Below are 16,681 nucleotides of genomic sequence, written 5' to 3' on the forward strand. Positions count from 1 at the left end.
ATGCTCGCTCGACAGTCGACGAGATTAGGCAATAAAATCAACCACTAGGTCACATACCGATCATACGATCACAACGGATAATGGCCTGACCTAGAGCCAGGCATTGAGCATGCCAATTATCCGGAAAACCAGGACAGACCCGTCCCGCGCGCCGACGACCTGAGCTTATAGCCTTTGGACCCCCGCCTTCGAGACCCGATCACCCCCGCGGATCCGGTCCTCTGTGGAGAGGTCTATTTGGCGGCGCTGGCGGCGCGGAGGGCGATCTCCTCGCGCTTGGCCGCCAGGCTCTCGCGCGTGCGCTCGATGGCTTCCAGTTCGGCGGTCAGCAGAAATTCTCGATCAGCCCGCCCAGGTGGGTCTGCATGGCCGCGCGCGCGGCCTTCGGATCGCGCGTGCGCAGCGCCTCGACGATCTCCTGGTGCTCGTCCTTGAGCGGCCGCTTGCGCACATGGCGGGCCTTTTCCAGCATCTGCATGCAGAGGCGAGAACGGTAGCGCAGGTCCCAGGCGCTCTCGATGATCCGCACCACGGCGTTGTTGCGCGTCGCCTGGGCGATGGAGATGTGGAACTGGCGGTCAGCCAGCTCGGACTGCTCCTTGGTCGAGGCGTCGCTGTTCATCTCGGCGACCAGGGTCTCGAGATAGGCCAGCTCCTCGTCGGTGATCAGGGTGGCCGCCAGGGCGGCGGCCTCGCCCTCGAACAGGCGGCGAGCCTCGGCCTGCTCGAACGCCCCGATATCGAGATCCTTCACGGGCGGTGGCGGCTGGTCGAGACGAACATAGACGCCCGACCCTTGGCGAGCCTCCAGCAGCCCGCGCATCTCCAGCGCGATGACGGCGCGGCGGACGGTGGGCCGCGAGACGCCGAACTCGTCGGCCAGGTCGCGCTCGGACGGCAGGCGATGGCCCGGCTGATAGACGCCGTCGGCGATCGCGCCGCTGATCGTCGCGGCGACCTGCTGATAGAGCCTGGAATCCGGCGTAGAGGTCGACATCACAAGCGGCCACGGACAAGCGCCACGATCGGCGCGTCACACAGGACTAGCGCGCGTCCAGCCTGCCCACAAGCGTCCGCGATCCGGAGGTGGCCTTACCATACCCTCCCGGCGAAGCGACCGGAGGGAGGAACTCCGGCCGCCATCGTCGTCCGCCCCGGGAGGAGGTTGGCGCAAGGTACGCAGCGCCTTGGTCGACGAGCAAGCGACTGAGCAAAGGTGGAGCCCAGCTCGTCGCGCTCGCCGAACTTAACAAAACTGTCCGGCCGCGCAATCAAAAATGGCCTGACCAATTTGACATTGGCGCGCGAATTCATACGACCAATTTGGTAGCGCTATCCTGCCGTCATGCGGCCCGCTTCAGTCCCCAGGGATGGGCCGGATAGAACTGGGCCATCATCCGCCCGACATAGTCGACGAGACGCGGATAGCTTTCCGCCTCGCAGCGCAACGGCGAGTCGAAGTGTGGCGTCATGATCCCCGCCAGCATGGCGAAGGCCGTGGCGTCGACACCGACCGGGTGGCTGTCGCGCATCAGATAGGCCTTGTCCTCAAGGAGTTCGTCCAGCGAGCGCAGCGACAGGCTGCCCAGCCAAACGACCTCCTCGCGCAGATGACGGCCGACGCCAACCGCGCGGATATTGCCGGCGATCGCTTCCTGCAGGCCGCGCCTCAGGTCATCGCGCAGATGTTCCGGCGCCTCGTCGAACCACCGTGCGGCGCCCTTGGCGAAGTTGGCCGGATCGAGGTGCCGGAAATAGGCCGACACCCAGCCCAGCTGGTTCTCGATCATGCGCTCGATCGCCCACGCCTGGGCGCGCTCCTTGCCCGACAGGCCGATGTCGAGGTCGATCGCGTACTTCTGCTCGATGTGAGCGCGGATGAAGGTCGAGTCGCCGATCGCCACGGCGGCGTCCTCGATCCATGGCAACTGACCCTTGGGCGCGGTCTCGCGACTGCCCTTGGTCTTTTTGTAGTCGAGACCAGCCATCATCAGCTGGACCTCTGTCTTGGTCACATAGGGGCTGATCTCAGGCAGCCCGAACCCGGCTCCGGCGGCGAATAGCGTGATCATCGTCCCTCTCCGTCACGAATGTCGTGGTGACGACTTGCTACCGCCAGGCTACTGCCAGCATGCTGTCAGTAGCGATCGCCGATATTCCAGCCCATGAGACGCGCCGAACGCCTTTTCCAGATCATCCAGATCCTGCGCCGCAGCCGCGCGCCGGTGACCGCCGACGCCATAGCCGCCGAGCTGGAGACATCGAAGCGCAGCGTCTATCGCGACATCGCGGCCCTGGTCGGCCAGCGCGCGCCGATCCGCGGCGAGGCCGGGATCGGCTATGTGCTGGAGGCCGGCTTCGACATGCCGCCCCTGATGCTGACCCCGGACGAGATCGAGGCGGCTGTGCTGGGCGCGCAATGGGTGGCCGGACGCGGCGATCCCGTCCTTGCCAAGGCCGCCAACGACCTGATCAGCAAGATCGCCGCGGCTGTACCCGACCGCCTGCGGCCCTATGTTCTGGAACCGGCGATCGGCGCCTCCCCAGCCTGGAAACCCGAGACCGATCGCATCGACGTCGCCCAGGTCCGCGCCTGGATCCACGCCGGTCGCAAGATCCGCCTGGACTACAGCGACGGCGCAGGGACGGTCAGCGCGCGGGTGATCTGGCCGGTCACCGTCGGCTATCGCGAGACCATCCGCATGATCATCGCCTGGTGCGAGCTGCGCGAAGCCTTCCGCACCTTCCGCACCGATCGCGTGGTCGGCGCGGAGTTTCTGGAAGAACGCCACGGCAAGCGGCCGGCCGTGCTGCGCGGCGAGTGGATCAAGTTCCGTGACGCCGAGATCGCAGCCTGGAAGTTGAAGGAAAAGGCGGACTGCTGAAGCGCGCCTAGAGTCCGTGCCGCTTGGCGAAGGTCTCGAACAGGCTCGGCCAGGCCGCCACCGGCTTGCCCGGCGTGCCGCGCAGTCCAAAGCCGTGCCCCCCCTCCTCGAAGATGTGCAGCTCGGTCGGCACGCCCTTGGCCTTCAGCGCCGCGAACATCACCAGGCTGTTCTCGACCGGCACGGACTTGTCATCGGCGGCATGCAGCTGGAACACCGGCGACAGACCAGCCGTCACCCGGCGCTCGGGCGAAATCGCCGCGGCCCGCTCGGACGAGGCGTCGGCGGTCAGCAGTTCCTTGCGCGAACCGGCGTGGGCGATGGCCGGGTCCATGCTGATCACCGGGTAGATCAGGCCGGACAGGTTGGGCTTGGCCGAAAGATCGTCGGCGGCGTCGACCGAGGCGTAGGTCTTGTCGGCGAAGCGGGTCGTCAGGCTGGCCGCCAGATGGCCGCCGGCCGAGAAGCCCATGATGGCCACGCGGTCAGGGCTGAAGCCCATCTCGGCCGCTCGCGACCGGACCAAGCGGATGCCCCGCTGGGCGTCCTGCAGGGGCGTGTCGGCGCCCGCCGCCCAGCCGTCGCCCGGCATGCGATAGAACAGGACGAAGCAGGCGTAGCCGCGCTGGTTCAGCCAGCGGGCCATCTCGTAGCCCTCCTTGTCCAGAACCGCGCGCACGTAGCCGCCGCCGGGGATCAGCATCACCGCCGCGCCATTGGGGGTCTTGGGCCGGAACACCATCAGCATCGGCTTGCGGGTATGGACCATGGCCCGGTCGCGCACGCCGTTGGGATCGCCCCGTTCGAGGATCACTTCCTCGACCGTCACCTTCTCGGCGCCGGGCGGGCCGGCGGGCCAAAGGACGATGGACTCGGTGGGATCGGCCAGGGGCGGCGTCGGCCCGGCCTCGACACGCTTGGCCGCCAGCGAAGCGAGGAAGCCGGTGACAAAGGTCGCCAGGGCGCCGCGACGGTTCAGCATGGATCTAGCCTTCTGACGGGATGTTGTGGGGGGACCCTAGTGTCTGGGAAACCGGTTTCCTAGCCCTGCGCGAACCGAAGATGATGCAGCACGATCCCACTGGTCGTGGCGACATTCAGGGAGTCGAAACCGCCCGCCATCGGGATGCCGATGGTCCTCGCCCGCGCCATCACCTCGGCCGTCAAGCCCGGCCCCTCCGCGCCCAACAGCACCGCCGTCCGGGGTGCGGGGGTCAGCCGCGCCAGGACCTCGGTCGCCGCGGGGCTCAGCGCGAGGCCTTCGAAGCCCGTCGCGGCCAACAGGCCGGCGATGTCCTCGCCACGCCCCAGCCTGGCGGTGGGGATCGAAAGCGCCGCGCCGACCGAGACGCGGATGGCCTTGCGGTACAGCGGATCGCAGCAATCGGCGTCAAGGATCACCGCGTCGGCCCCGAAGGCGGCGGCGTTGCGATAGATGCCGCCGATGTTGTCGTGATTGGCGATGCCGCACAGCACCAGCACGATCGCTCGCGCCGGCAGGCCCGCCAGCAGATCACGCGCCGGGATCGGATCGGGCTTGCGCCCGACAGCCAGCACGCCGCGATGCAGGTGAAAGCCGGCGATGGCGTCGACCACCGCCTGATCGGCGAGGTGAACGGGGACATCCTCCGGCAGGCCCGCGAAAACGTCGGCCAGCTTGTCCTTGCGCTTCGGATCGATCAGCAGCGAGACCACCCGCCGCGGGGCGTCGCGAACGAAGGCCCGCAGCACGGTCTCGCCCTCGGCGATGAACAGGCCCTCGCGCCCGACCAGATCGCGCTCCTTGATCGCCCGGAATGGGGCGACGGCGGGATCGTCGGGATCGGTGACGACGCGGAACTGGGGCAAGGCGATCTCCGAGAGCGGCGGTTAGCGCACACCCCGTATCGGCAGGATCGCCAGACCGCCAGCCAAAGCCAGCCCCGCGGCCATCAGGAAGAACAGCTGGAAATTCCCGTGGGTCGGCCCCAGGCTCCATACGGCCAGGGCCGGCGCCAGGGCCTGAGGCAGGGTGTTGGCCAGGTTGATCACGCCCAGATCCTTGCCCGCGTCGCGTTGCGACGGCAGCACCTGGGTGACCAGGGCGATGTCGACGGCGCAGTAGCAGCCCGCCCCGCAGCCATAGACGACATAGGCGGCCAGCAGAACGTTCCAGTCCGAGGTCAGCGAGAACACGACCATCGACGCGGCGATGGTCAGGGCGGCGCCGAAGGCGAAAAGCTTGCGCCGTTGCATCCGGTCGGACAGCACCCCGCCCACCATGGCGCAGGCGACGTTGAAGACCGTCGAGACCGTCGCCAGGATCGCCAGGCCTTCCTCCGAGCGATGACCCGGGAAGAGACGCGGATACTCCACTACGTCCTGCAGGAAGTAGAGCATGTAGCTCTGCACCAGGCTCAGGGCGACCAGCACCATGAACCGGCCGGCCCAGGCGAAGGCGAAGTCGGGATGCTCGCGCGGACTGACCCACAGGCCGGCGATGAACTCCCGCAAGTGGAACGGCGGCACATCGGCTTTCGCCAGAGGCGGGTCCTTCAGGCGCAGCACGAAGGGCGCCAAGCCCAACAGCAGCGCCGCCGAGATCACCGCGTAGCGCTGCCACTCGACGACCAGCAGGCCGCCGATGATCACCGCGCCGGCGGCCGTGCCGATCGGGTTCCCCAGGCTGAGGAAAGCCGCCACCATGCCTTTCTGGGTGTCGGGCACGCGGTCGGGCATGACGGCCACCAGGGCCGAAAAACACAGGTTGAAGGTCAGCTGAAACAGGATGACGCCGCCGATCAGGGCCAGCGGCGTCCTGGCGTTCATGATCGCCAGATAGGCCAGGGACGCGCCGATCGCGCCGACCACCATCCAGGGCCGCCGGCGACCGAAGCGCGAGGTGGTGCGGTCGCTGATCGCGCCGGCCAGCAGGTTGGCGATGCTGGCGGCGATCGCGCCATAGAACGCGACCTGGCTCAGCACCACCGCCTTGGAAGCCGCGTCGATCGACTCGGCCTTCAGCGGCAGAAGGACTTGCAGAAGCGGTTGGAACGAAACAAAGGCCCCGATCTGGGCGAGCGTGTAGGCGGCGATGAAGTTCGCGCGCACCGGCTCCTTGGGCCGCGCTCCGTCGTCAGGCCGCACTCGTCACCTCCCCCGGGACCACGGCGACCGCCACGCTCCCAAACGCTTTTGATAGAGCCCGCTTCCAACCGGCTCGTCGCGATCTTTCGCCGCGTCCAGCCCGGACAGTGGCCGCGCCTTCGTTGCGGCACAAGGGGTCCCGTGCGGTTAAGCGGGGAGTTTCCTTATCCCCCGCGTAAGCTCTAGGTTGGCCTTATGAACATGAGTCAGAACAGCGTCGGGACGGTCTGATGGCCTCGGTGACGATCTACGACGTCGCCGCGCGGGCGGGCGTCTCGATCAAGACCGTTTCGCGGGTGATGAACAAGGAGCCGAACGTCCGGCCCGCCATGCGCGACCGTGTCCTGGAGGCGGCTGGCGAGCTGGGCTACAGCCCCAACCTGTCGGCGCGCAGCCTGGCCGGCTCGCGCTCGTTCGTGATCGCCGTGTTCGTCGACGCGGCCCTAACCATCGACCACTGGCAAAGCGAGCGCGGCGCGGACTATCTGTCTCGCATCCAGCTGGGCGCGACCCTACGCTGCCGTGAGGCCGGCTATCACCTGCTGATCGAGTTGATCGATAACGACGGCCCGAATGTGCGCCAGGACGTGGCCGGCTTTATCGCCGCGCTGAAGCCTGACGGCGTGATTCTGACGCCGCCCTCCTCCGACAATCCCGGCGTGCTGGAAGCCTTGGACAAGAGCGGCACGCCCTATGTTCGCGTTGGCCCCGAACGCGCAGAGGGCTTGGGTCCGCGCGTGCACATGGACGACGTCGCGGCCGCCCGCGAAATGACCGAACATCTGGCCGCTCTCGGCCACGAGCGGATCGGCTTCATCGTCGGCGAGCCGCGCTACGGCGCCAGCCAGGCGCGGCGGCAAGGCTATCTGGAGGCCATGAGGGCGCGCGGCTTGTCGGTCGCCGAGGGCTGGGTGCGCCAGGGCGACTTCACCTTCCAATCGGGACTGGAGCAGGCCAAGGCGCTGCTGGCCCTGCCCGAGCGGCCGACAGCGATCTTCGCCAGCAACGACGACATGGCCCTGGGCTGCATCGCCGCGATCGCCGAGGCCGGACTGATGACGCCGGGCGATATCTCCGTGGCGGGCTTCGACGACAGCCCCAGCTCACGCTTCAGCCGCCCACAGCTGACGACCGTGCGTCAGCCGGTAGCGGAAATGTCGTCGGTGGCGGCCAAGCTGCTGATCGCTCAAGCCAAGAGCAACGATCCGCCAGAACGACCGGTGGACGAGCTCATGCCGTTCGAGCTGATTCACCGCGCCTCGACAGCCCCGCCGCCGAGATAGGCCTCAGCGTCCCGGACGGGCGAAGGCGGCGACGCGGGCGCGGGCGGCGTGGACCGGGTTCTCGGCGGGCTGCTCGCGGTGAGTCGGCTGGAAGTTCCGCGGACCGCCGCCCAGGCGGAAAGCGCCCACCCGGTTCGACAGGTCGGCGGCTTCGGCGCGCAGGGCGTGGGTGGCTTCGGTCGATTGCGAGACCATGGCGGCGTTGCGCTGGGTCACCTGATCCAGCTGGTTGACGGCCGAGTTGACCTGCCCCAGGGCGGTGGCCTGCTCGCTGGCCGAGGCGGCGATGGCGTTGACCAGTTCGTCGATGCCGCCGACCTTCTCATGGATGCCGCGCAGCGCCTCGCCCGTCTGGCCGACAAGGTCGACGCCCTCGCTGACCTGACGGCTCGATTCGGTGATCAGCGACTTGATCTCGCTGGCCGCCTGCGACGAGCGCTGAGCCAGGGCCCGCACCTCCTGCGCCACGACGGCGAAGCCCTTGCCGCTATCCCCCGCTCGCGCGGCTTCGACGCCGGCGTTCAGGGCCAGCAGGTTGGTCTGGAAGGCGATCTCGTCGATCATGCCCAGGATCTGGTTCACCTGCGAGGACTGGGCCTCGATCTTGGTCATGGCCTCGGCCGCCCGGGTGACGATGTCGCCCGAGCGCTCGGCCTCGGTCGAGGCTTCGCTGATGCGCGAGGATACCTCGCGGGCGCTCTTGGCGGTCTTGCCGACCGCGCCGGTCAGTTGCTCGACCGCGGCGGCGGTCTGCTCCAGCGTGGCGGCCTGCTGTTCGGTGCGTTCCGACAGATCCTCGGCGCTCCGAGCAATCTCGTCAGCGCTCGAGCGGATGCCGCCAGCCGAGTGCTCGACCGAGCGCATGGCCTCGCCCAGAGCGCCGACGGCCTGTTCGAAATCGACCTTCAGGCTGTGGAACTCGGCGCCAGATCGCCCTCGACGCGGGCCGACAGGTCACCGGCCGCCAGCCGCGACAGGGCGTCGCCGACCGCCTTGACGGCCTGGGCCTGCCGCTGCTCGGCGGCCTCGCGCTCGACCTCAAGGGCCTCCCGCTCTTCCTGCAGCAGCGAGAGATAGCTGGAGATGGCCAGTTCCATGTCGAGGAACACGGCCTTGGTCAGGGCCGAGAGGCCGTCGGCCAGGTCGGCGTCGGACTTGGCGGCGTTGCTGAACAAGCCCTTGGCGCGCTTGGCGACGATGGCGCGGATCAGCGCCTCGGCCACGAGAGCGTAGCCTCCGATATACCATTGCGGCTTCAGGTCGGCGTCGACGTGGGCGCGACCGATCCGCTCGACATCGCGGACATAGGTGTCGCTGTAGTCGGCCTGGACGATCCGGCGCCAGTGCGCGGCCTGGGCGCGCTCGGCGCCGGCCATGTGGGCGTCGTCGCGGAACTTGGCGCGCGTTTCGGGGAAGGCCCGGACCTGGCTATAGAACGCGCTGAGCGCACCCGTGATCTCGGTGTCGATCACCGGCTTGAGACCCCGCAGAGCCGACCGCGAACGCTCATCGAAACGCATGAAGGCCATCCGCTGATCAAGCTTGGCGTGCGCGCTCATGCGTTGGTACTCCAGTCCGGCACATAGGAATTTGTTGACCATGTTCGTGACGGGAATCCATTAACCAAGACTGAAGTCGCCCCCCTTAAAGCCCAGCTTCGCCACTATGTCGCGGGGGCGAGCACCCGGCCTTTTTTCGAGCTCACGGGCCTTATCCAGCAACAAGCTACGCCTTGGCGCGTTTTGGGCTTGTCAGGTCCATGGCAGGGCTTGGATATAACCAGGAAACGAGCCCCCAGGACTTCATGGCTTTACCGGCGGACTTCACCTTGACCGACCAGGACGGCCGCACGACGGCCGTGCTGACGGGAGACTGGACCGCACGGGGGCTGCTCGATGCGGGATTGCGCCTGGATAGCGCCCTTTCCAGCAAGCAAGCGCTCGATATGGACCTTACGGGCGTCAATCGCTGCGACACCGCCGGCGCCTACGCGATTCTGCGCGCGGGCGGCGAAAACCTCGAGCCGGGGAACGTCCAGGCCCGCCGCGAGGTGCTGCGCCTGCTGGAACTGGTCCGCGCCGCCATCCAGGTCGAGCCCGAACCGACGATTCGCCCAGGCGGCTTCCACGCCCTGCTCGAGCGGATCGGCCGCGGCGTCTTCGGCCTGTTCCAGGACGGCTACGGCACCATGATCTTCCTGGGCCACCTGCTGGTCGCCCTGACCCGTAGCGCCGTGGACCCGCGCCGCATCCGCTGGGCGCCGATCGTGTCACTGTGCGAGCGCGCCGGCCTTGACGCCATGCCGATCGTGGCGGTCACCACCTTCTTCATCGGCGCTGTCGTGGCCCTGCTGGGCGCCAACATGCTCACCGACTTCGGGGCTCAGGTCTATTCGGTCGAGCTGATCGGCATCTCGGTGATGCGTGAGTTCAACATCCTGATCACCGCCATCCTGCTGGCCGGCCGTTCGGCCTCAAGCTTCGCGGCCGAGATCGGCTCGATGAAGATGAACCAGGAGATCGACGCCATGCAGGTCATGGGCGTGGACCCCTACGAGGCGCTGGTCCTGCCGCGTTTCGCCGCCCTGCTCTTCACCATCCCGCTCCTGGTCTTCGTGGCGACGATCGCGGGCCTGGCCGGCGGCATGCTGGTGGTCTGGGCCGTGCTGGACCTGTCGCCGACCTTCTTCCTGCAGCGGATCATCGACTTCGTCGGCGCCACCCACTTCTGGATCGGCATGTCAAAGGCGCCGGTCATGGCTGCCGTGATCGCCGCGATCGGCTGCCGCCAGGGCATGGAAGTCGGCAACGACGTCGAGTCCCTGGGGCGACGCGTGACGGCGGCCGTTGTCCACGCCATTTTCGCCATCATCCTGATCGATGCGGTCTTCGCCCTGATCTACATGGAGTTGGACATTTGACCCGCTCCGCCCAGAACGCCACCGAATCCGAGGACTTCATCGACACGGTCGAAGCCGAGAAGCACCCGATCGACGTGCGAGGCCTGGTTTCAGCCTTCGGCGACAATGTCATCCACGATGGGCTGGATCTCAAGGTCGAGCGCGGCGAGGTGCTCGGCGTTGTCGGCGGCTCGGGCAGCGGCAAATCTGTGTTGCTGAACACCATCATCGGCCTGAAGGTCCCCGACGGCGGAACGGTCCGTCTGTTCGGCGGCGACATGCGTGTGGCTTCGCGTCGGCGATGGTCGTCGGTCGAGCGGCGCTGGGGCGTGCTGTTCCAGCAGGGCGCGCTGTTCTCGAACCTGACCGTGCGCGAGAACGTCTCCGCGCCGCTCTACGAACACACCAAGCTGCCGCGCCGTGAGATCGATGAAATCGCCGACCTGAAAATCGCCATGGTCGGCCTGCCCGCCCGCGCCGCGTTGCTGAAGCCGGCCGAGCTGTCGGGCGGCATGCGCAAGCGCGCCGGCCTCGCCCGCGCCCTGGCCATGGACCCCGAACTGCTGTTCCTGGACGAGCCGACCGCCGGCCTCGACCCGATCGGCGCCGAGGCCTTCGACGCCTTGATCAAAGACCTTTCCGACAGCCTGGACCTGACGGTGTTCATGATCACCCACGACCTGGACAGTCTCTACGCCATCACCGACCGCGTCGCCGTCCTGGCCGACAAGAAGGTCGTCGCGGTGGCGCCCGTTCGCGAACTCGAGCGTTCGGATCACCCCTGGATCAAGCAATACTTCCTGGGCCCCCGGGGACGCGCCGCCGCGACCGCCGAGGCTCCGGCCGAGGCAAGGACTGACGTCTGATGGAAAGAAACGCCAACTACGCCCTGGTCGGGGCCATATCCCTCGCCCTTTTCATGGGGCTGGTGATCTTCGTCGTCTGGCTGGCCAAGGTCAGCTTCAGCAAGGACTACGACCTTTACGACATCCTTTTCATCGGTCCGGTGCGTGGCCTGTCGACAGGCGGCGAAGTGCACTTCAACGGGATCAAGGTCGGCGAGGTCAGCCGCATCGAGCTGGACAAGACCGACCCCAACCGCGTCATCGCCCGCGTTCGCATGACCTCGGACGTGCCGGTCAAGGTGGATAGCTACGCCACGCTGGAGCCGCAGGGCATCACGGGCGTCAACTACGTGCAGATCACCGCCGGCTCGCCGAACAAGGAACTGCTGAAAGACACCGTCAAGAACGGCAAGGTTCCCGTCCTGCGCAGTCAGCGCAGCGCCCTCTCCGACCTGCTCGAGGGCGGCGGCACGGTTCTGACACGGACCATCGAGGCCCTCGACCGCGTAAACCGCGTCCTGTCCGACAAGAACATCAAGACCTTCAGCGCCTCGCTCAGCGACGTGCAGGCTGTCACCGCGGAGCTGCGTGAGCGCAAGGAAATCATCGCCGACGCACAGAAGGCTCTGCAGAGCATCGATGCGACGGCCCAGTCGATCACCAATCTGGCCAACAGCGCCAATGGTCTGGTCGACGGCGACGCCAAGCGCACCTTGAAGGAAGCCGGCGACGCCGCCGCCGAGCTGAAGGCCGCCGCCAAGGACGCCCGCTCGATGATCTCGAAGCTGGAAGGTCCGACCAGCGACTTCGCCAGCACCGGCCTGCCCCAACTCTCGGCGGCCATCGTCACCCTGCAGTCGGCCGCCGAGTCCCTGGACCGCCTGGTCGCCGACGTCGAACAAAATCCCCGTGGCGTGGTCGGCAAGGCCCCAGCCAAGGAAGTGGAGGTCAAGCCGTGAGTTCGATGATCCGAAACGTCGCCAAGACCTTTGGACGCGTCCTGGCCGTCTCGGCCGTGGCGCTTAGCCTCTCGGCCTGCATCAGCGTCTTCCCGAAGACCAAGCCGGTGACCACCTATCGCTTCGGCGACGCCGACCTCAGCGTCGCCAAGAAGTCCTCCCGGCGCGATGTTCGGCGTGCTCAAGGCCCCGTCGGCCTTCACGCGCGCCGCCGCGAGCGACCGCCTCCTGACGGTGACCAATGGCGAAGTCGCCTATGTCGCCGACGCGCGCTGGGTCTCACCGGCCTTCATCCTGTTCGAGGAAGCCGTCGCCCGCGCGTTCGACAACGATCCGGGCCGCGCTCGCCTGATCGGTCGAGGCGAGGTCGCCAAGGCCGATCTGGTGCTGCGCCTCGAGGTGCGAAAGTTCGAGGCCGACTACGTCAACGGCCCCAAGGCCGCTCCAGAGATCGTGGTCCGCGTGCGCGGCGTCCTGAACCGCAACAGCGATCGCGCCCTGGTCGGCGACCAGATCTTCGAAGCCAGGGTGAAAGCCGCCGACAACCGGGTCTCGGCCATCGTGCCAGCCTATGACCAGGCCGTGGCCAAGGTGCTGGGCGACGTGGTGGGCTGGGTCAACGCGGCGGGACCGGGCATCAAATCCTAGAGCGCGCGCTCAGAGCGCTTCCAGGGGCTCGGTGACCGCGCCATAGCCGGCGTTCTCCTGGATCCGCAGAACCCGGCCATCGACCCAAGGCTCGACCGTGACCAGTTCTCTGGCCTCGGCCCGCGCCACGGCCTCGACGGGATCCGCGCTCTCCGCCAGCAGCTGAAGGTTCATGCGCGTGGGGAAGATCACCTTGCGCTCGCCAGAGGCCGCCAGGTCGAGCGCCAGGCTCGGCGCGATCCACTCGGCGTCGACCGCTTCGTGGCCATCGCAAATCGCCTGTTGGGCCAAGGGCGCGTGGGCGACGTAGAACCAGGTGTCGAACCGCTTGGGCATCAGTCTAGGCGTGATCCAGCGCGAGAACACCGTCAGGGCCGAGAGATCCAGCTTCAGCCCCAGGTCCTCCACCACGTCGAGAAAGGCCACCCGGTCCTCGGCCACCGCCGCGCGGACGTCCTTGGCCGCTTCGCCGGCATAGAACGCCCCGTCCCTGTCGCGGGCGAGCAACACGCCGGCTTCCTCATAGGCCTCGCGGATCGCGGCGATACGCAGGGCCACGCCGTCTTGCCCCACCTCGTCGAAACCAATGGCGAGGTCGCGCCAGCGCGGATCGCTGTCGCCCTGGTGACTTTTGCCGCCCGGGAAGACCAGGGCGCCGGCAGCGAAGTCGATCTGGTGATGCCGCTTGACCATCAGCACCTCGAACGAAGGCGCGTCTCGAAGCAGCAGTATGGTGGCGGCGAGGCGGATCTCGCCCTGCGAGGAGTCGGACATGCGGCAAGTCTGGCGCCGTCGCGCGGGCTTGCCCATACCTCTTTCGAACAGTTGTTAGGCCGCGCCCTGATCCTTGCGATCGGCGCGACGGCGGTGGGCGCCGCGATCCATACGCTCCATCAGATACTCGCTATCCTCGCGCGAAACCGTGTGCGACGAGGTCAGGAAGCGCTGGATCATGCGCTCCTGGAAGCGCTCGCGATCGTTCGCGCCGCCGTCGAACTCCAGGCCATGGAAAGCGTCGACGCCTGCGCGGAAGGCCGCGTAGAGGCGCGGCGGCAGGCCGGCCCGCTCGCAGATCGCCTTCAGGCCCAGGGGGCCGGCGTCGTGGATCATCAGCCAGGTGCGGTGGTGCGGAATGCCGGCCAGCTCGGCCACAGCCCACTCGAAGAAGGTCATGTGACCCTGGGCCAGGGCCCGCAGCAGCAGCGACGGCGACAGGCGGCCGACCTTGCTGAGATGCGCCACGAAGGCCTTCGGGTCGCCGGCGCGGCCGGCCTGGTCGACCAGATCGATCGTCGCCCGCTCCTTGGCGCCGACGATCAACTCCATGGTGCGCTCGGCCGACAGGGCGTGGCTGGTCAGGATGTGATCGCGCAGCTGCTCGCCGACCATGTCGATCAGGCGCTCGCTGACCGCCAAAGGCAGGGCCGTACGATAGGCTACGGCCTGCAGCACGCTTTCCGACTTGGCGAAACGATCCAGCGCCTTCTGCAGCGCGACTTCCGAGAAGCGGGCGTTGTCGTTCGCGCAGGCCGTGGCGACCACGTCCTCATCGCCCTGCTCGACCAGCAGGGTGGTGATGCGGCTGGAGAGCTTGGGGCGCTTGGCCACCGCCTTCTGGCGCGCAGCGCCCCCGACGCGGACGATCTCGGCCAGGTCGGTGTCGGTGAACACCGGCGAGAAGCTGATAATCGGCAAGCTGACGCTTTCGACGTCGCGGGCCAGGCGGTTGGCGACGTCCGGCGGCAGGGCCATGGAGTTCTTCAGCGTCACCGCCATGGCCCGACGGACGAGCTCGGCGGCGTCTGCGGCCATTACCCGCAGGATCTCGTGCGCGACCTGCCGGTCCTCCTCGTTCAGCGCGCCGCGGTCGATGGTGCGACACAGCTTGTGCGCGGCCAGCGCCCGTTCGTCCGGCGTCGCGCCCTTCACGAGCATGCGGATATCGGAATCGGTAAGAGCGGCGCGTGTGGTGGCCATGGTCGCCTGCCGAGAAGTCTGGGACTTGGAGTTCCCATCCTCGGCGATTAGGCTTAATGATTGTTTGAACTTCGTACCTGTGGATTAACGATACCCCGTAACCGGGTACAAACCACGCTCCCCTAAGGTGCGTCCTCAACCACGAGGAGCGCGATCTTGCTCGCCGAGCGCCGCCCACAAGATATCTCGACGGAGGGCGCTCACCTCGCCAAGGCCCTGGACGCCCAGACGGCGCTACTGCCTTACGCGCTTGGGGTTTTCGCGGTCAGCCTGCCCCTGTTCGTGTGGATCGGGTCGTTCGCCACGAACCGCGTCTGGATGACCGCCAGCTTCGCGGTGTTCGCGATCAACTGGGGCGCCTTCTACGCGGTGGTGAACTGGTTGCGCGACGAAGCGTCGCAAGATCTTAACCGCAGGGCGAGAGTCCAGGTGATGGGCGGCGTGCTCTGGGCCCTGGCCGCAGTGCAGATTTCGGCCTTCGCCCTGGGCGCGGGACCGGCGCGAGAGCCTATGCTGATGCTGGCCACGGCCAGCGCGGTGCTATGCGCCTTTTTCGCAGCCCCGTATCTGGCGGGCCTGCTGATCGTCGCGCCGATCGCGGCGGCCGGCCCGTTGATCGCCTCCTTCTCCAGCGACCGCCAGCTGGGCGAGCTGACCTGGGGCGCCATCGCCCTGGCCATGACCCTGGCCCTGATCCTGAACCGCATGTTCCGCCGCCAGCACGACCTGGCCGTCCAGCACGAACATCTGGTCGAAGAACGTCTGCGGGTGCTGGAGGCGGCCGAGCGCACCGCGCGCAGCAAGTCCGACATCGTCGCCACCCTCAGCCACGAAATCCGCAACGGCCTGACCGGCGTCACCCACGTGCTGGCCGCCGCCGCCGGCCGGGGCGGTCGCGCCGCGCCGTCGCGCGAGCAGCTGAACGCCGCGCTCGACGCGGCCCAGGATCTGATCGCGGTGCTGAACGCCACGCTCGATTCCGAGACCGCCGAGTCCGGCCGCCTCAGCGTCGAGGCCCAGCCGTTCGATCCGGTCCGCCTGGTCCATGACCTGACCCTGCTGGACAAGCCGCACGCCGCCGCCAAGGGCCTGGAGCTCACCGTCCACGTCGATCCGCTGCTGCGCATCCGCGACAAGGGCGCGACCGTCGCCGACGCCCTGCGCACCCGCCAGATCATCGCCAACCTGCTGGGCAACGCGGTCAAGTACACCGTGCGCGGGCGCATCGAGGTCCGCCTGGAACTGCGCGACGGCCAGATCGCCATCGAGATCGCCGACACCGGCCCCGGCCTGTCGACCGAGGAGATCGAGCAGGCGTTCGAACCCTTCCGGCGCATCGAGCGCACCGGCGCCGGCGTCAACGGGGCGGGCCTGGGCCTGTCGCTATCGCGCCAGCTGGCCCGCCTGATGGGCGGCGCCCTGGAGGCGCGCAGCGCCGTGGGCGTCGGCAGTTGCTTCACCCTCACCCTGCCCTTCGATCAGGACGCCCATCACGCATTTGACGCCGAAGAGATGGAGGCCACGGCCGCCGACACCTCGGGCGCGCCGCGCGCCCTGCGCATCCTGATCGCCGAGGACGACGCCCTTAACGCGGCGATGCTGCGCGCCATCCTGGAGCAACTGGGCCACCAGGTGGTCCACGCCCAGAATGGACGCCGCGCCGCCGACCTGGCCAAGATCGCCGAGTTCGATCTTCTGATGCTCGACCACCACATGCCGATAATGGATGGCCCCGCCGCCGCCGCCAGCCTGCGGGAGAGTGAAGGCCCCAACCGCCACGCTCCGATCGTCGCCATCATCGACGGCGATGGCGAGGAGGCCACCGGCTTCCTGGAAGCCGGCGCCGACATCATGCTGCGCAAACCGGTCAGCGTGGCGGGTGTCGCCCGCGCCCTGGCCGACGCGGCCGCGCTCGACCGTCGGAGCGCCCGGCCGGAAGCCGCCTGAACCCGGGTTTGACAAGCCAGGCCGGGGGTGGAGAATGGCGCATGTTCTCGCGCCCGACCTTTCGGCGTTTTCGCAATCACGGCGGTAGCCTGCTCGCAGGCTTCTAGCCCCG

At 67.8% G+C, this 16,681-nt stretch carries 12 protein-coding genes and 3 pseudogenes; 7 read left to right on the plus strand and 8 right to left on the minus strand.

Annotated features, from left to right (window positions below):
• Positions 1–233: 233 nt before the first annotated feature.
• Positions 234–997, minus strand: a pseudogene (locus ACHMW8_RS26840) (FadR/GntR family transcriptional regulator).
• 346 nt (positions 998–1,343) lie between these two features.
• A complete protein-coding gene (locus ACHMW8_RS26845) occupies positions 1,344–2,072 on the minus strand; it encodes a glutathione S-transferase family protein (RefSeq protein ID WP_395444343.1) in 729 nt (242 codons plus the stop codon).
• A gap of 93 nt (positions 2,073–2,165) precedes the next feature.
• Between ACHMW8_RS26845 and ACHMW8_RS26850 the strand changes: the two genes are divergently transcribed.
• Complete coding sequence (locus ACHMW8_RS26850; RefSeq protein WP_395444344.1) at positions 2,166–2,885, plus strand: helix-turn-helix transcriptional regulator; 720 nt, start codon at positions 2,166–2,168, stop codon at positions 2,883–2,885.
• Positions 2,886–2,892: 7 nt separating this feature from the next.
• On the opposite strand, the gene ACHMW8_RS26855 is transcribed toward ACHMW8_RS26850, so the two are convergent.
• The 3 genes from ACHMW8_RS26855 to ACHMW8_RS26865 are packed head-to-tail and all read right to left on the minus strand — an operon-like array spanning position 2,893 to position 6,011.
• On the minus strand, positions 2,893–3,867 hold the full coding sequence (locus ACHMW8_RS26855) for an alpha/beta hydrolase (protein WP_395444345.1): 975 nt from the start codon (positions 3,865–3,867) through the stop codon (positions 2,893–2,895).
• Between the two features lie 59 nt (positions 3,868–3,926).
• A complete protein-coding gene (locus ACHMW8_RS26860; protein WP_395444346.1) occupies positions 3,927–4,733 on the minus strand; it encodes a TrmH family RNA methyltransferase in 807 nt (268 codons plus the stop codon).
• Positions 4,734–4,754: 21 nt separating this feature from the next.
• A complete protein-coding gene (locus ACHMW8_RS26865) occupies positions 4,755–6,011 on the minus strand; it encodes an MFS transporter (protein WP_395444347.1) in 1,257 nt (418 codons plus the stop codon).
• 230 nt (positions 6,012–6,241) lie between these two features.
• On the opposite strand from ACHMW8_RS26865, the gene ACHMW8_RS26870 reads away from it, so the two are divergent.
• Positions 6,242–7,294: a LacI family DNA-binding transcriptional regulator gene (locus ACHMW8_RS26870; RefSeq protein ID WP_395444348.1), complete on the plus strand. Its 1,053-nt coding sequence runs from the start codon at positions 6,242–6,244 to the stop codon at positions 7,292–7,294.
• Positions 7,295–7,297: 3 nt separating this feature from the next.
• On the opposite strand, the pseudogene ACHMW8_RS26875 reads toward ACHMW8_RS26870, so the two are convergent.
• Positions 7,298–8,853, minus strand: a pseudogene (locus ACHMW8_RS26875) (methyl-accepting chemotaxis protein).
• 245 nt (positions 8,854–9,098) lie between these two features.
• Here ACHMW8_RS26875 and ACHMW8_RS26880 point away from each other — a divergent pair.
• The 4 genes and pseudogenes from ACHMW8_RS26880 to ACHMW8_RS26895 all read left to right on the plus strand — a co-directional run bounded on the left by ACHMW8_RS26880 (position 9,099) and on the right by ACHMW8_RS26895 (position 12,645).
• Complete coding sequence (locus tag ACHMW8_RS26880; RefSeq protein WP_395444349.1) at positions 9,099–10,214, plus strand: MlaE family lipid ABC transporter permease subunit; 1,116 nt, start codon at positions 9,099–9,101, stop codon at positions 10,212–10,214.
• Between the two features lie 38 nt (positions 10,215–10,252).
• Positions 10,253–11,059, plus strand: a complete 807-nt coding sequence (locus ACHMW8_RS26885) for an ABC transporter ATP-binding protein (protein ID WP_395446065.1) — start codon at positions 10,253–10,255, stop codon at positions 11,057–11,059.
• Positions 11,059–11,997, plus strand: a complete 939-nt coding sequence (locus ACHMW8_RS26890) for an MlaD family protein (protein ID WP_125158792.1) — start codon at positions 11,059–11,061, stop codon at positions 11,995–11,997. The genes ACHMW8_RS26885 and ACHMW8_RS26890 overlap by 1 nt, the downstream gene beginning before the upstream one ends.
• A gap of 5 nt (positions 11,998–12,002) precedes the next feature.
• A pseudogene (locus ACHMW8_RS26895) lies at positions 12,003–12,645 on the plus strand (ABC-type transport auxiliary lipoprotein family protein).
• Positions 12,646–12,654: 9 nt separating this feature from the next.
• Here ACHMW8_RS26895 and ACHMW8_RS26900 read toward each other — a convergent pair.
• Together ACHMW8_RS26900 and spbR are read right to left on the minus strand one after the other, a co-directional pair.
• The gene (locus ACHMW8_RS26900; protein ID WP_395444350.1) at positions 12,655–13,419 is read right to left on the minus strand and encodes an NUDIX hydrolase; all 765 of its coding nucleotides are present in this window, start codon (positions 13,417–13,419) and stop codon (positions 12,655–12,657) included.
• Between the two features lie 54 nt (positions 13,420–13,473).
• The gene (gene spbR, locus ACHMW8_RS26905; protein ID WP_125158794.1) at positions 13,474–14,622 is read right to left on the minus strand and encodes a pole-localized protein SpbR; all 1,149 of its coding nucleotides are present in this window, start codon (positions 14,620–14,622) and stop codon (positions 13,474–13,476) included.
• Positions 14,623–14,778: 156 nt separating this feature from the next.
• Here spbR and ACHMW8_RS26910 point away from each other — a divergent pair, with 156 nt between their 5' ends.
• Complete coding sequence (locus ACHMW8_RS26910) at positions 14,779–16,569, plus strand: hybrid sensor histidine kinase/response regulator (RefSeq protein WP_395444351.1); 1,791 nt, start codon at positions 14,779–14,781, stop codon at positions 16,567–16,569.
• Positions 16,570–16,681 lie beyond the last annotated feature (112 nt).

The sequence above is a fragment of the Caulobacter sp. UC70_42 genome (assembly GCF_044056025.1).
Lineage (GTDB): Bacteria > Pseudomonadota > Alphaproteobacteria > Caulobacterales > Caulobacteraceae > Caulobacter.